The 13,154-nt window shown below is 72.9% G+C and carries 13 protein-coding genes; 7 read left to right on the forward strand and 6 right to left on the reverse strand.

Translation table 11 applies throughout. From position 1 onward, the window contains the following. The 3 genes from VGD70_RS01660 to VGD70_RS01670 form a co-directional block, all read left to right on the forward strand. Nucleotides 1-921, forward strand: a 921-nt coding sequence (locus VGD70_RS01660) for a malate dehydrogenase (protein ID WP_331077340.1), incomplete at its 5' end; no start/stop codon positions are given. 13 nt (nt 922-934) lie between these two features. Beyond that, entirely contained in the window at nt 935-1,969 is a 1,035-nt protein-coding gene (locus VGD70_RS01665; RefSeq protein ID WP_331077342.1) for an alcohol dehydrogenase catalytic domain-containing protein, read from the forward strand. Between the two features lie 21 nt (nt 1,970-1,990). Then, nucleotides 1,991-4,165 carry a helix-turn-helix domain-containing protein gene (locus VGD70_RS01670; protein WP_331077344.1) on the forward strand — a complete coding sequence of 725 codons (2,175 nt, stop codon included), beginning with the start codon at nt 1,991-1,993 and terminating at the stop codon, nt 4,163-4,165. On the opposite strand, the gene VGD70_RS01675 is transcribed toward VGD70_RS01670, so the two are convergent. Further along, complete coding sequence (locus VGD70_RS01675; RefSeq protein WP_331077346.1) at nt 4,162-4,458, reverse strand: BMC domain-containing protein; 297 nt, start codon at nt 4,456-4,458, stop codon at nt 4,162-4,164. The two genes, VGD70_RS01670 and VGD70_RS01675, sit on opposite strands and share 4 nt — an antisense overlap. A 215-nt stretch (nt 4,459-4,673) precedes the next feature. Here VGD70_RS01675 and VGD70_RS01680 point away from each other — a divergent pair, with 215 nt between their 5' ends. After that, nucleotides 4,674-5,255 (forward strand): STAS domain-containing protein, encoded by a 582-nt coding sequence (locus VGD70_RS01680; RefSeq protein ID WP_331077348.1) that lies wholly within the window; start codon nt 4,674-4,676, stop codon nt 5,253-5,255. Beyond that, nucleotides 5,252-6,208 (forward strand): PrsW family intramembrane metalloprotease, encoded by a 957-nt coding sequence (locus VGD70_RS01685; protein WP_331077350.1) that lies wholly within the window; start codon nt 5,252-5,254, stop codon nt 6,206-6,208. Before VGD70_RS01680 ends, VGD70_RS01685 begins: the two co-directional genes overlap by 4 nt. A gap of 9 nt (nt 6,209-6,217) precedes the next feature. Here VGD70_RS01685 and VGD70_RS01690 read toward each other — a convergent pair whose 3' ends face one another. Then, a complete protein-coding gene (locus VGD70_RS01690; protein ID WP_331077352.1) occupies nt 6,218-6,925 on the reverse strand; it encodes a DedA family protein in 708 nt (235 codons plus the stop codon). Nucleotides 6,926-7,037: 112 nt separating this feature from the next. Further along, the gene (locus VGD70_RS01695; RefSeq protein ID WP_331077354.1) at nt 7,038-8,027 is read right to left on the reverse strand and encodes an AraC family transcriptional regulator; all 990 of its coding nucleotides are present in this window, start codon (nt 8,025-8,027) and stop codon (nt 7,038-7,040) included. A 34-nt stretch (nt 8,028-8,061) separates the two neighbouring features. Here VGD70_RS01695 and VGD70_RS01700 point away from each other — a divergent pair, with 34 nt between their 5' ends. Then, nucleotides 8,062-9,051, forward strand: coding sequence for an SDR family NAD(P)-dependent oxidoreductase (locus VGD70_RS01700; protein ID WP_331077356.1), 990 nt, complete (start codon nt 8,062-8,064; stop codon nt 9,049-9,051). A gap of 79 nt (nt 9,052-9,130) precedes the next feature. Here the strand turns inward: VGD70_RS01700 and VGD70_RS01705 are convergent, their stop codons facing one another. Both VGD70_RS01705 and VGD70_RS01710 read right to left on the reverse strand, forming a co-directional pair. Continuing rightward, complete coding sequence (locus VGD70_RS01705; RefSeq protein ID WP_331077358.1) at nt 9,131-11,050, reverse strand: glycoside hydrolase family 3 protein; 1,920 nt, start codon at nt 11,048-11,050, stop codon at nt 9,131-9,133. A 99-nt stretch (nt 11,051-11,149) separates the two neighbouring features. After that, on the reverse strand, nt 11,150-12,385 hold the full coding sequence (locus VGD70_RS01710) for an amidohydrolase family protein (protein ID WP_331077360.1): 1,236 nt from the start codon (nt 12,383-12,385) through the stop codon (nt 11,150-11,152). A gap of 38 nt (nt 12,386-12,423) precedes the next feature. On the opposite strand from VGD70_RS01710, the gene VGD70_RS01715 reads away from it, so the two are divergent. Then, nucleotides 12,424-12,951 carry a MarR family winged helix-turn-helix transcriptional regulator gene (locus VGD70_RS01715; protein ID WP_331077363.1) on the forward strand — a complete coding sequence of 176 codons (528 nt, stop codon included), beginning with the start codon at nt 12,424-12,426 and terminating at the stop codon, nt 12,949-12,951. A gap of 15 nt (nt 12,952-12,966) precedes the next feature. Here the strand turns inward: VGD70_RS01715 and VGD70_RS01720 are convergent. Continuing rightward, on the reverse strand, nt 12,967-13,154 hold a 188-nt coding region (locus VGD70_RS01720), incomplete at its 5' end, for a hypothetical protein (protein ID WP_331077365.1).

The raw sequence follows: 13,154 nt of genomic DNA on the forward strand, positions 1-13,154 counted from the left end.
CGGGTGGTCGTCGTCGGGGCCGGGCACGTCGGCATGATCACCGCGTTGCGGTTGGCCGACGCGGATGTGTTCGGCGAGATCGTTCTCGTCGACATCGACGAGGGGCGGGCGGCCGGCATCGCGCTCGATCTCACCCATACCGCGGCGCTCGGCGGGTTCGGCACGCGCGTGCGCGGCACCGCGACCGTGGCCGACGCCGGGCCCGCCGACTACGTCGTGATCACCGCGGGCAGGCCGCGCCAGCCGGGCATGAGCCGCTCCGACCTCGTCGGCACCAACGCCGCCATCGTCGGCGACGTGGCCCGGGAGGTCGCCCGCACCTCGCCGGCCGCGGTGCTCGTCGTCGTCACCAACCCGCTCGACGAGATGACCCAGCACGCCTGGCGGGAGTCCGGCTTCCCGCCCGAACGCGTGCTCGGGATGGCCGGGGTCCTCGACACCGCACGGTTCCAGGCACTCGCCGCGCTCACCGGCGTCGACCGGGCCGACCGGATCGGCGCGGTGGCACTCGGCAGCCACGGCGAGGAGATGGTCATCCCGCTGTCCCAGGCGAGCACCCCGCGCGGGCCGCTGGCGGACCAGGTGCCGGACCTCGACGCGGTCGTCGACCGGGCGCGCGGCTCCGGGGCCGAGGTCGTCGGCCTGCTCCGGAGCGGCAGCGCGTTCCTCGCGCCGGGCACCTCGGCCGCCCGGATGGTGCTGGCGATGGTGCACGACACGGGGGAGGTCATGCCCGCGGCCGTGCTCGCCGACGGGACCTACGGCATCCGGGACGTCTACGTCGGCCTGCCCGTGCGACTCGGCCGGCGCGGCGTCAAGGAGATCGTCGAGCTGAGCCTCGAGCAGGACGAGCTGGCCGCCCTGCGCCAGGCCGCCGACCGGATCCGGGACCGGCTCGGCGAGCTGGCGGCGGTGTCGTGACGGGCGGCGGGTGATGCGTGCCGTGGTGTTCGCCGGCGACGGGCGGGTCCGCGTCGACACGGTGCCCGACCCGGTGCTCGAGTCGCCGGCCGACGCGGTGGTGCGGGTTCGCCGGGCCGCGGTCTGCGGCACGGACCTGCACTGCGTCGCGCACCCGGCCGGCCTGCCCGAGGGCTTCGTGCTCGGCCACGAGTTCGTCGGTGAGATCGCCGAGATCGGCGCGGGCGTGCACGTCCACCGGCCGGGCGACCTGGTCGTCGGCGCCGACTACACCGCGTGCGGCACCTGCTGGTGGTGCCGCCACGGCGACCACTGGGAGTGCGCGGAACGACGGTTCTTCGGCACCGGCTCGGCGTTCGGGCCGCCGCTTCCCGGCGCGCAGGCCGAGCTCGTGCGGGTGCCCCACGCCGACACCGTGCTGCACCCGGTGCCGCCCGGCGTGGCGCTGGACGCCGCGATCTTCCTCGGCGACACGCTCGCCACGGGGTACGCCGCGGTGCGCCGCGCGGCGCCGTGCCCGGGGGACACCGTCGCGGTCGTGGGCGGCGGCCCCGTCGGCCAGCTCACCAGCCTCGCCGCGCAGGCCTGCGGCGCCGGGGTGGTCGTGCTGGTCGAGCCCGTGGCCGAGCGCCGCGACCTGGCGGCCCGCGAGGGCGCGCTCGGCACCGAGCCGGACACCGCCAGGGAGCTGGTGGACCGGGTGACCGACGGCCGTGGCGCCGACGTCGTGGTGGACGCCGTCGGCGGCCCGCGCGGGCTGGACACCGCCTTCGGGCTCGTCCGGCGGCGCGGGACCGTGGTGTCGGTCGGCGTGCACGCGGATCCGGCGTGGGAGCTGCCGGTCGCGCGCGCGTTCACCGACGAGCTGTGCCTGCGGTTCGTGGTCGGCGACCTGATGCGTGACGCCGACGAGCTGGTCGGGCTGCTGCGCTCGGGAGCCGTCGATCCGACCGTGCTCGGCGCGGACATCGTGCAGCTCAGCGACGTTCCGGAGGCATATCGCCGGATGGCCCGGCGGCGTAGCCTCAAATCACTGATCACGGTATAAGCCGCCGTCGGAGGTCTGGCAATGACGCCGTCCCAACGCAGCTCGGTCACGGTGCTCCGGCCGATCGAGCACCGCCCGGCCGGCCGGGGCCTCGCCGACCTCCTGGCCGACCTGCCCGAGGACCTGCCCACCGCCGCCGCGGCGGTCGCGGCCGCGGCGGCGCACGAGACGGGGACCGACCTCGCGGTGGGCGTGCGGCAGCGGGGCGACTGGACGATCCTCGCCGGCACCTCGCCGATCGGGCCTCCCGACCCGGACGGCCGGGCCGACGGCGTGGTGCGGGCCGGCCCGGTGGCGTTGACGTGGGACCCGTCGGTCGCCGTGGCCCCCGCCGTGCGCCGCGTGCTGCGGCAGGCGGCCGTGTGGCTCGCCCTCGCGGTGGAGCGCGACGACGTCGTGGTCGGCGCGGCGGAGGCGGCCGCGGAGACCGCCGTCATCCGCGACGTCGTCGCCCGGCTGCTGTCGGTCCGCGACGTCGACCAGGTGCTGCTGTCGATCGCGGACCGGACCCTGCAGCAGCTCGACGCCGACATCTGCGGGGTGCTGCTGCGCGAGGGCGACCAGGTGCGGATGCGGTCCTGCGTCGGGAACCGGGTGGTCGAGACCGCCCGGCTGCGGATGCGCCGCGGCCAGGGCGTGGCGGGGTTGGTGTTCCTCACCGGCGAGCCGGCGAAGGTCGACAGCTACCTCGAGGACCAGACGATCAGCCAGGACTTCATGTTCCTCGCCGAGCAGGAGCAGACCCAGTCCGCGCTCGCGGTGCCGCTGCGGCTGCAGGGCGAGTTCATCGGCGTCCTCGAGGTCTGGCGCCGGCGCCCCTCGGTGTTCACCGACCGGGACGTGCGCCGGATGGTGACCCTCGCGGACTTCGCCACGATCGCCATCGACAACGCGCGGCTGCACGACACGCAGGCGGTCGCGGTCGCCCAGATGAAGGTGACGCGGGACGCGCTGGAGCAGCAGGTCGCCGTGCTGGCCCGGTCCTCGAACCTCCAGCACGTGCTGCTGCGCACGGTGCTCGACGGGGTCGGCCTGCCGGCGATCGCGCGGACCGTGGCCACCGAGCTCGGCTGCCAGGTCGGGATCTACGGCCAGGATGGCGCGCTGGTCGCCGCGCACAGCGAGGACGGCCTGCTGGCGACGCTGCCCACCACAATCCCGGCGCGGACCCCGCCCGGCCGCATCACGCTGCGGCTGGCGGACGGCGGTGGCGAGGCGCCCGCGTGGACGCAGCCGGTGTACGCCGACGGCGACCAGTTCGGGTGCGTGTGCCTGCTGCGTGGCGAGCAGTCGGCCGAGCTGATGGAGGTCGCCGCCGGACAGGTCGCCATGGCGTGCTCGCTCACCCTGCTGCGTCAGCGCACCGCGAGCCGGGCCCGCGCCGAGGAGCTCGAGCAGGTGCTGTGGGACCTGCTGCAAGGACCGGTCGAGCACCGCATCGCCGCGCGCACCAGGGCGCGGCAGCTCAACGTCACGCTGCGCGGCGCGCTGCGCGTGCTCTACGGCAAGCTCGAGAACCTCGACGAGCTGGCGGCCAAGAACAGCTGGGACACCTCGCAGACCGACCGGGTCCGCCGCGAGGTGCTGCGCACGATGCGCACCGTCGACGAGAGCCGCGGCCTCTCGCTCGCCAGCCTGCGCGGGGACCAGATCGCCGGGATCACCGCCAACCTCGACCGGGCCGGGGTGAAGGACCTGGTCAGCGGCCTCACGACGGCCGTGCGCCGGGAGCTCGCGGGGCTGCGCCTGACCTGGGGGATCAGCCGGGCGCACGATGACGTGGTGGAGCTGCCCAGCGCGCTCAACGAGGCGAAGACCGCGCTGTCGGCGGCCCACCGGCTCGGCGGCGACAACGTGTTCCTCTACGAGGAGCTGGGCATCGTGCGGCTGCTGCTGTGCTCGGGCACCGACCCGGACCTGCAGACCTTCGTCGACGACGTGACCGGTCCGCTCGTGGCCTACGACCGGGACAACGACGGGTCGCTGGTCCGCACGCTCCGCGCGTTCTTCGACGCCGACTGCACCCAGCGCCTGGCCGCCGAGCGGCTGTTCATCCACCACAAGACGCTGCGCTACCGGCTGGCCCAGATCAAGCAGCTGACCGGCCTGGACCTCAGCCGCCACGAGGACCGCATGCGTGCCGACTTCGCCCTGCGGCTGCTCCAGCTCAACCGGACCGGCCCGGACGAGCCCTAAGGCGAGACGACGGCCTCGCTGACGACGCCCTCGGTCTCCCCGTGCGGTCGCGGGATGACGTGCGCGAACAGCATCTCCCCGGTCGCCGCCGCGGCGGCCGCGCCGGCGTCGACGGCGGCCTTCACCGCGCCGACGTCGCCCCGCACGAGCACCGAGACCTGCCCGTTGCGCAGCGTCCGGTAGCCCTCGACCCGGACGTTGGCGGCCTTCACCATCGCGTCCGCCGCCTCGATCGCGCCGACGAGACCTCTCGTCTCGATCATGCCGAGCGCACCACCCGTCGCCGAGGTCATGGCCACTCCTTTCGCGGGGTCACCCGACGATAACCGCGAGGCCCACCCACCAGCCGTGTCCGCGGCGGACAGCACGCAGGACCCTGGTTGTCGGCCCCGGACAGCCCGGCGACCGGGACGGCAGGCGATGCTGTCCTGCGGTGTCAGCCACGGCCGCCCAATTTGGTCCCACCAGGGTGAGGCCGTCCGGACCGGTGATCTGGACGATTACGTGCATGGTCACCGGACTTTCCCACCGCTTCGACGGTCTGGAGCGGATGACGGCGCTCGCCGAGCTCGAACGGCTCATGGGACGCGCGCTCGTCCGCGCGATGGCCGACTCGACCGGGGAGCTCACCGTCTCCTCGACGCTGCGCGGCGGGCACTACACCGTGGTCACGGTCGGCGGGTCGGTCGACACGCAAGGGCTTCGCCGGCTCGCCGCGCTCTTCGCCGGGCTCCTCAACGCCGGCACGCGGGACCTGGTCGTCGACCTGTCCCGGGTGGACCACGTCGACGACACCCTCCTCGAGCTGATGCGCCGGGTGGAGGACCGGGTGTCCGCGGCCGACGGCAGGTTCGAGCTCACCGGGCTCGCGCCACCCGTGCTGTACGCGATGGACGACGAGCCGCTCAGCGAGATCTTCGCCCAGTACCGGGCCACCCTCGACACGGCGGAGCCGCCCGCCCTGCGGTGGTCGGGCCTGCTCTGCCCGCAAGGGCTCGACGTCGCGGAGCCGGGCTCGGCGGCGCGGAACCGGGTGTTCATCGACACCGCGGCCCACGGCCGCGCCGAGCGATGGGGGAGGCGCCGGTGACGGTTGCCCGCCGCGATCGCCCGCTGGTCCGGCGCGGCTGGCTGCGCATCTTCGGCATCGGCCTGGTGCTGTGGGTGCTGTCCGCGGTGGCCACGTACCTGACGGGGAACGCCAACCTCATCCCGACCCTCGTGCTCCTCGGCAGCTTCCTCGTGCCGGTGACGTTCGTGGCGTGGGCGTTCGAGCAACGGGAGTCCGGCGAGATCACCGCCGAGCTCGTGTTCCGGACCTTCCTCGTCGGCGGCGTGCTGGGGGTGCTCGGCGCGTCGGTCCTGGAGACGTACCTGCTGTACCCGTCGATCTGGCTCTACGTCGGCGTCGGGCTCATCGAGGAGGCGGTCAAGCTGGTCGCGCTCGCCCTGCTGACCCGGCGGCTGGCCGTGAAGTCGATGCGGGACGGGATGATCCTCGGCGCCACGGTCGGGTTCGGCTTCTCCGCCTTCGAGTCGGCCGGGTACGCGCTCACCTCGTTGTTCACCCCGCAGGGCCTGTCGCTGCACGACCTGGTGACGACCGAGCTGCTGCGCGGGATCCTGACCCCGGTCGGGCACGGGCTGTGGACCGCCATCCTCGGCGGCGTCTTGTTCGCGTGGAGCACGCGGGACCACTTCGTCATCACCGCCCGGCTCGTCCTCGCCTACCTCGGCGTCTCGCTGCTGCACGCGCTGTGGGACTCGATGTCCACCATCGCCGTGATGATCACGCTGCTGCTCACCGGGCAGCCGTGGCAGCTCCAGCTGCTCGAGCGCGGCCTGCTCGTGGAGCCGACCGCGACCCAGGTGCGCCTCTACACGGTGCTGAACTGGCTGGGCCTCGCGGTGGTCGCGGCGATCGGGCTGTTGTGGCTGTGGACGCTGGTGAAGCGGTCCCGGCGCCAGCGGCACCACCGCGCGCAGCCGCCGCGGCAGGTGTACCGCTTCGCGACGGCCCGGCGCCCGGTCACCGGGCTCTGACGCCGGACCTCACGGCCGGATCTCCCGCGAGGTGACCGTCGCGGGGGACCCGGTCTCGGTGTCGTCGCCGGTGCCGGTGTCGTCGCCGGTGTCGTCGTGGGTGTCGGGTTGGTGGGGGTGGGCGGCCATGCGCCTGCGGACGACCATCGTCACCACCAGGCCGAAGACGACGGCGACACCCAGGCCGATCCAGGAGAAGCGGGAGAGCCACTGCTCGGCGACGGTGCCCAGGTAGTAGACCAGGGCCGTGGTGCCGCCCGCCCAGGCGATGCCGCCGAGCGCGTTGGCGGCGAGGAACTTGCCGTAGTGCATGTGCAGGGAGCCCGCGAGCGGCCCGGACAGGATCCGCAGCAGCGCGATGAACCGGCCGAAGAACACCGCCCACACGCCGCGGCGCTGGAACAGCCCCCGGGCCTTGTCGATGTGCTCGGGCGCGAAGTGCTTGGGGAACTTGCGCCCCGCCCAGGCGAAGAGCCGCGGGCCGCCCTTCTTCCCGATCAGGTAGCCGATGCTGTCGCCGACGATCGCGCCCGCGCTCCCGCAGATCCCGATCCACACGGGGGACAAGGTGGCGTGGTGCGAGGCCAGCAAGGCGGCGCTGACCAGCACGATCTCACCTGGCAGGGGGATGCCGAGGCTCTCCGTGCCGATGACGACGGCCACGATCAGGTAGACGGCCAGCGGCGGGATCGCGTTGAGAAACGCGTCGATGTTCATGCCCCTCCTTTTCGCCGGCCGCACCTTCCAACATAGGGCCACTTGGCGCGGAGGGTGGGCAGGGGCACCCCCCGCGCGGGTCGTGCACGGTGCCCAGGCGTGGGTGTGCAGGTCATACCTGTACCGACTCGGCGCGGGCCGACAGTTCGTCGCGCACCCGGTATCGGTAGCGCAGCGGTGACTCCCCTACCTCCCGTTTGAACGCGGTGCTGAACGCGCTCTCCGACGCGTAGCCCAGTTCGACCGCCAGCGACCCGACTCGGACGTCGCTGTCACGAAGAGCGCGCTGCGCCAGGAGCATCCGCCAGCGGTTGAGGTAGGTCAGCGGAGGTATGCCCGCCGTGGTCCGGAAGCGTTCGGCGAACGACGTCCGCGACATCGTCGCGGCGCGCGCCAGTTCCGCCAAGCCCCAAGGCTTTCCGGGTTCGGCGTGCATGAGGCGCAGCGCCGGACGCAACCGTTCGTCGGTCAGCAGCCGTAGCCATCCCGGGGGCAGTTCGGCCTGGTCGACGTAGGCGCGCAGCACGTCGAGCAGCAGGAGCTGGCCGTACTGCCGGATCGCGAACGCGGAGCCGATCCGGTTACCGGTCACCTCGTCGAACAGCCGGTCGAGACTCCCGCGCAGGTTGGTCGCCGCGGCAGCCGACGCCCGGACGTGCCCCACCGGCGGAAGCGCCTGCAGCAGCAGTGCCTGACCGGCAGGGTTGAGGTCGACGTGACCGCCGATGACGACGTCGTCGGTACCGCAGTCGGCACCGGCGAGGTGAGTGGAGGGCAGGTCCGCCGCAGGCACGATCTCGCGGCGCGGACCGTCGCCGGTGCCGCCCGCGAGCTCCAGCCACGAGCGGTTGTTCAGGATCGCGACGTCGCCCGGTTCGAGCTCGATCGGCCCGTCGCCGCCGTCGGTGGTCAGCCGGGCCCGACCGCACACCATCGCGAAGAACTTCAGCGGGGACTCGATGGCCGCGCGCGACACCCACGGGCCCCGCACCGCGAACGCGCCGGACAGCACACCGCGGACCTCGACGAGGTCGAACACCTCGGACAGTTGATCATCGACCATCTCCGTACTATCGCGCAAGAAATGCGGACCGTCAATCATTCAAAGTACGGACGATCACGCTTAGCGTGGTGACGTGACTCAGCAACAGCACCCAATCGGATCCGGCTTCACCGCCGCATCGACGGCCGACGAGGTTCTCAAGGGCATCGACCTGTCCGGCACGAACGTCGTCGTCACCGGCGGCCACTCCGGGCTCGGCCTGGAGACCACCCGTGCGCTCAGCGAGGCCGGCGCCTCCGTCACCGTCGGCTCACGCAACCCGGACCGTGCCGCCCCCGCGTTGGCCGGGATCGAGCGCGTCGAGATCGGTCAGCTGGACCTCCTCGACCCGACGTCGGTCGACGCCTTCGCCGCCCGGTACCTCGACTCCGGCCGTCCGCTCCACATCCTGGTCAACAACGCCGCCATCCCGGCGCCCGGCGAACTGGTCCGAGACGCGCGCGGCTACGAGTCGCAGTTCGCGACCAGTCATCTCGGCCACTTCCAGCTGACGCTGGGCTTGCTGCCCGCGCTGCGCGCCGCGCACGGTGCCCGAGTCGTCAACGTGTCCTCCGGTGCCCAGCGAATCTCCGACATCCGCTGGGCCGACCCGCACTTCACCACCGGCTACGACCGCATTCTCGCCTACGGCCAGGCCAAGACCGCCAACGTGCTGTTCGCCGTCGAGTTGGATCGGCGATGGGCCGAAGAGGGAATCCGCGGCTACGCCGTGCACCCAGGCATCGTCGTCGGCACGAACCTGAACAACTCGACGCCCCAGGACCAACTGCGGGCCATGGGACTGATCGACGACTCCGGTCGGCCGATCATCGACCCCGACCGCGAGAAGAAGACGCCACAGCAGGGGGCCAGCACCATCGTGTTCGCGGCGACCAGCCCGCTGCTTGCCGGGATCGGCGGTGTCTACCTGAAGGACAACGACATCGGACCGCTGGATGACGACCCGTCGCCCATCACCTTCGGTACCGAGGAGATCGTCTCGTCCGACGTCGTGCCGCACGCCGTCGACCCGGAGTCGGCACAACGACTCTGGGAGCTGAGCGAGCGGCTGCTCAAGGCGTGACGCCTACCGGCCAGCATGCGACCGCCCGTGCCTGCCGCTCGTGGTCGGGCGGCAGGCACGGGCGCGATCGGTTCGGTGGCTAGTGACGGGTCGTGATGCCGTAGCCGTAGGGGAACAGCGGGTCGTAGTGCCGGTCGCCGATGTTGATCGGCTCCTGCGCCTCGGTCCGCGGCCAGCTCACCGGCAGCGTGCCGGTGAAGGGCCGCTTGCCGAACAGCACGTCGGACACGCCCGCGCCCTCGCTGCCGGGCAGCCAGGACATGACGAAGGCGTCCATCTTCGGCAGCTCGCCGGTGACGATCTGGGTGCGGCCGGCGACGTCGAGGACGACGCAGGTCCTGATCGACGAGCACACGCGGTCGATGTTCGCCCGGTCCGCGGCGGAGAGGTTGAGCGTGTGGCCGTTGTTGCCGACGTCGCCCACCCCCTCGGCATAGGGCGTCTCACCGATCACCACGACACCCACGTCGTAGCCGCTCGTCGGGGCCGAGGCGGCCGCGCTGTAGGTCACGTGCGCGGCGTTGCCCTGGATGCCCTGCAGGATCGTGGTGCCCGGGAAGCTGGTGTTGCCGGACTGGCCCTGCCAGGTCACCGTCCAGCCGCCGGCCTGGTTGCCCAGGTCGTTGGCGTTGGTGCCCGCGACGTAGATCCGCTGCGACGGCCGCAGCGGCAGCGCCCTGTTCGTGTTCTTCAGCAGCACCTGGGACTCCGCGACCGCCCGGCGGGCCACCGCGCGGTGGGCCGGCGAGCCGATCGTGGCGATGTTCGTGCGGTCGGTGTAGGGGTGCTCGAACAGGCCGAGCTCGAACTTGCTGTGCAGGATCCGGCGCACCGCGTCGTCGATCCGCGACATGGGCACCCGCCCGGCCCGCACCTCGGCGAGCAGCGCCTGCTCGAACCGCGGCGCGGAGTAGGGCTCCATGAACATGTCCATGCCGGCGTTGACCGAGGTGCGCACCTGGGTGGCGTAGTCGCCCGGGAGCTGGTGGATCGCCTCCCAGTCGCTGATGAGGAAGCCGTCGAAGCCGATCTTGTGCTTGAGCACGTCGGTGAGCAGCTCCTTGTTCGCGCTCATCTTCACCGGCGTGCTGCCGGGCCGGTCGGTCCACTGCACGCTCGAGAAGGACGGCATGATGCTGCCCACGTGGTGCTCGCGCACGGCGGTGACGTAGGGCGCCAGGTCGACCTGCTGGAAGTGCCGCCAGTCGGTGAACGTGATCCCCTGGTCGATCGTGTAGCCGCCGGTCGAGCTGCCGTACCTGGTGTCGCCGTCGCCGGCGTAGTGCTTCGCGGTCGCCAGCACGTGGTCCCGGGCGGCCAGGTCGCCGCCCTGGAACCCGTCGATCGCGGTCTCCATCCGGCTGACGAGCCGGGGGTCCTCGCCGAAGCTCTCGTAGGTCCGGCCCCACCGCTCGTCCCGGGTCACGCAGACGCAGGGCGCGAAGACCCACTGCGGCCCGGTGGCCCGGGTCTCGGTCGCGGTGATGTGCTCCTCCTCGCGCACCAGCGCCGGGTCGCGGGTGGCGCCCATGCCGATGTTGTGCGGGAAGATCGTGGCGCCGACGAGGTTGTTGTCGCCGTGCACCGAGTCGATGCCGTACAGCAGCGGGATGTGCAGCCGCGTCGCGAGCGCCCGCGACTGGTAGCCGTCGATCATGTCCGCCCAGCCCGTGGGCGTGTTGTTCGCCGGGGTCGAGCCGCCGCCGGAGAGCACCGAGCCAAGGCCCAGGCTCGTGATCTGGCCCTGGTCGGCGTCGATCGCGCCGCGCTCCGCCTGGGTCAGCTGGCCGACCTTCTCCTCCAGCGTCATGCGGCCGAGCAGGTCGTGGACGCGCTGGTCGACGGGCAGCCGGGGGTTGAGGTAGGGCGCGGCCGCGCCCGACGCCTGCGCGGGCGCCACCGCGACGGCCGCGAGCGCGGCGGCAGCGAGTAACACGCCGGCGAGCCGGGGGCGGGTGCGCCGGGGCCTCGAGCCGTCCAGGGGTGGATGGGGATTCATGCGATCCTCCCTCACCGAGTTTCGTGCATGCGGGACCCGGCTTACCCCACCGAGGAGATCGTTACCACCGGATGCCGGCCCGAAGTCGACGGTGTCGCCTCAGGCCGCGAGCACCCTCGCCGCCGACTCGGTGAGGGAGTCGAGGACCTTCGCGACGTCGTGGTGCAGCAGGTGACCTCCGCGCTTGAGCACCCGGCCCGCGACGAGCACCGTGTCGACGGCCCGGGTGTCCGCGCTGAGCACGACCGCGCCGACCGGGTCGTGCGCGGGGGCCACGCCGAGCAGGTCGGTGCGCAGCAGCACGAGGTCGGCCTGCCGGCCCACGCCGAGGGTGCCGACGAGGTCGCCGAGCCCGGCGGTCCGCGCGCCGTCGGCGGTCGCGATCCGCAGGGCGTCCCGGGTGGTGAAGCCGGTGTTCGGGCGCGCCCGCTCGAGCGCGTAGGCGGCCCGCATGAGGCTGAACATGTCGCCGGGACCGCTCACGACCGTGTCGGCGCCGAGCCCGGTCGGGGCGCCCGCGGCGAGTGCGCGGCCGGTGACCGGGGCCCCGAGGCCCAGCTCCACCTCGACGAGCGGGGACACCGAGACGGCGCCGCCGCTGCCCGCTATGCGGCGCAGCGCGTCGTCGGTGTAGTGGTTGCCGTGCACGTAGCTCGTGCGCGGGTTGAGCAAACCGTTGCGCACCAGGAAGTCCAGCCCGCGCGCGGCGCTCTCCGCGCCGTGCCCTCCCATGTGGACGGTGACGGGCAGGTCGAGCTCGCGGGCCAGCCGCCACTCGCCGAGCGCCACGGACTCGTCGACGAGCTCCGGTCCGTACGGCGCGATCGCCACGGTGACGAGGTCGTGGCCCAGGTACTCGGTGAGCACCGCCGCGTCCGGGGCTCTCGAGCAGTAGCCGAAGACAGCGCGGATCCCGCTGTGCCGCAGAGCCTCGACGGCCGCCGCGGTGTGGTCGGGCGTGTGCTGGATGTGCGACCAGTCGACGAGCGTGGTGATGCCGGCGTCGAGGCATTCGAGCGCGCCGGCGAGGGTGCCGGCGTGGACGTCGTCAGGCTGGTAGCGCGGGGCCAGCTCGCCGATGACGCGGTCGACGTAGCCGGCGAAGGAGATGTCGGGGCCGGTCGCGCGGATGCCGGCCTGCCAGGTGTGGCGGTGGGTGTCGACGAAGCCGGGCAGGACGAGCATCCCGCGGGCGTCGATCACCTCGGCGTCCGGCCCGGCGGCGAGGCCGGGTCCGACGGCAGCGATCCGGCCGCCGTCGACCAGGACGTCGGCGGCGGTGACGGAGACGGGGTCGGTGTCGACGGCGATGCCGCCGCGGATCAGAAGCTGCATACCGAGAAGGCTATAGCAAAAGCTTTTGAGAAAGCAATATGGTGAGCGGTACGCTCGGCGATGTGGAGGACGAGGTCGACGCGCTGGCCGAGCAGTGGACCGCGGCCGGTCTGTCGCCGCAGGTCATCGCGCGCCTGGAGCTCACCAAGCGGGTCTCGCGGATCGGCGGGCTGGCCGAGCGGGCGCTGAAGGCTGAGCTTGCCGGGCTCGGGCTCACGTACGCGGAGTTCGACGTGCTCGCCGCGCTGCGCCGGGCCGGCGCACCGCACCGGCTGCGGCCCAGCGAGCTGGCGAGGTCGCTGTTCCTCACCTCGGGCGGCACCAGCAATGTCCTGCAGCGCCTGACTGCGGCGGGCTACGTCGAGCGCGCGGACGACACGGGCGACGCCCGCAGCCGCTGGGTGCACCTGACGGACACCGGCCTCCGCGTCACCGACAAGGCGATGGCCGCCTCCACCCGCGTCCACGAGGACATCCTGGCCGGCGTCCCGGACGAGGCGGTGCGCGCGGCGGCCGACGCGCTGCGCGACGTCCTGGCCGTCGTCGGGCGCCGCCGCGTCCGGTGACGCCCCCGACCCCGCTCAGAAGCCGGCGTTGCCGGGGCCGCGGCCGACGGTGAACCCGGGGAGACGCTGAGCCGCGCCACCGCCGGTGGGTGGCTGGTGGGCGGTGCCCGTGGGGTGGGCCGGTGGCGGTGCTTTGTTGGAGAGCCGGCGCCGTCGCCGGTTCGGTTCGGTTCGGTGCGCGTGGGTCGTGGGGGCGGCAGGCG

The sequence above is a fragment of the Actinophytocola sp. genome (genome assembly GCF_036402745.1).
Taxonomy (GTDB): domain Bacteria; phylum Actinomycetota; class Actinomycetes; order Mycobacteriales; family Pseudonocardiaceae; genus Actinophytocola.

Excerpts from the sequence above, each read along its gene's own strand:
- VGD70_RS01705 (WP_331077358.1), bottom strand. The coding sequence starts at position 11,050 with ATGAATCCCCATCCACCCCTGGACGGCTCGAGGCCCCGGCGCACCCGC.
- VGD70_RS01715 (WP_331077363.1), top strand. The coding sequence starts at position 12,424 with ATGGTGAGCGGTACGCTCGGCGATGTGGAGGACGAGGTCGACGCGCTG.
- VGD70_RS01695 (WP_331077354.1), bottom strand. The coding sequence starts at position 8,027 with ATGATTGACGGTCCGCATTTCTTGCGCGATAGTACGGAGATGGTCGAT.
- VGD70_RS01690 (WP_331077352.1), bottom strand. The coding sequence starts at position 6,925 with ATGAACATCGACGCGTTTCTCAACGCGATCCCGCCGCTGGCCGTCTAC.
- VGD70_RS01680 (WP_331077348.1), top strand. The coding sequence starts at position 4,674 with ATGGTCACCGGACTTTCCCACCGCTTCGACGGTCTGGAGCGGATGACG.
- VGD70_RS01670 (WP_331077344.1), top strand. The coding sequence starts at position 1,991 with ATGACGCCGTCCCAACGCAGCTCGGTCACGGTGCTCCGGCCGATCGAG.
- VGD70_RS01710 (WP_331077360.1), bottom strand. The coding sequence starts at position 12,385 with ATGCAGCTTCTGATCCGCGGCGGCATCGCCGTCGACACCGACCCCGTC.
- VGD70_RS01675 (WP_331077346.1), bottom strand. The coding sequence starts at position 4,458 with ATGACCTCGGCGACGGGTGGTGCGCTCGGCATGATCGAGACGAGAGGT.
- VGD70_RS01665 (WP_331077342.1), top strand. The coding sequence starts at position 935 with ATGCGTGCCGTGGTGTTCGCCGGCGACGGGCGGGTCCGCGTCGACACG.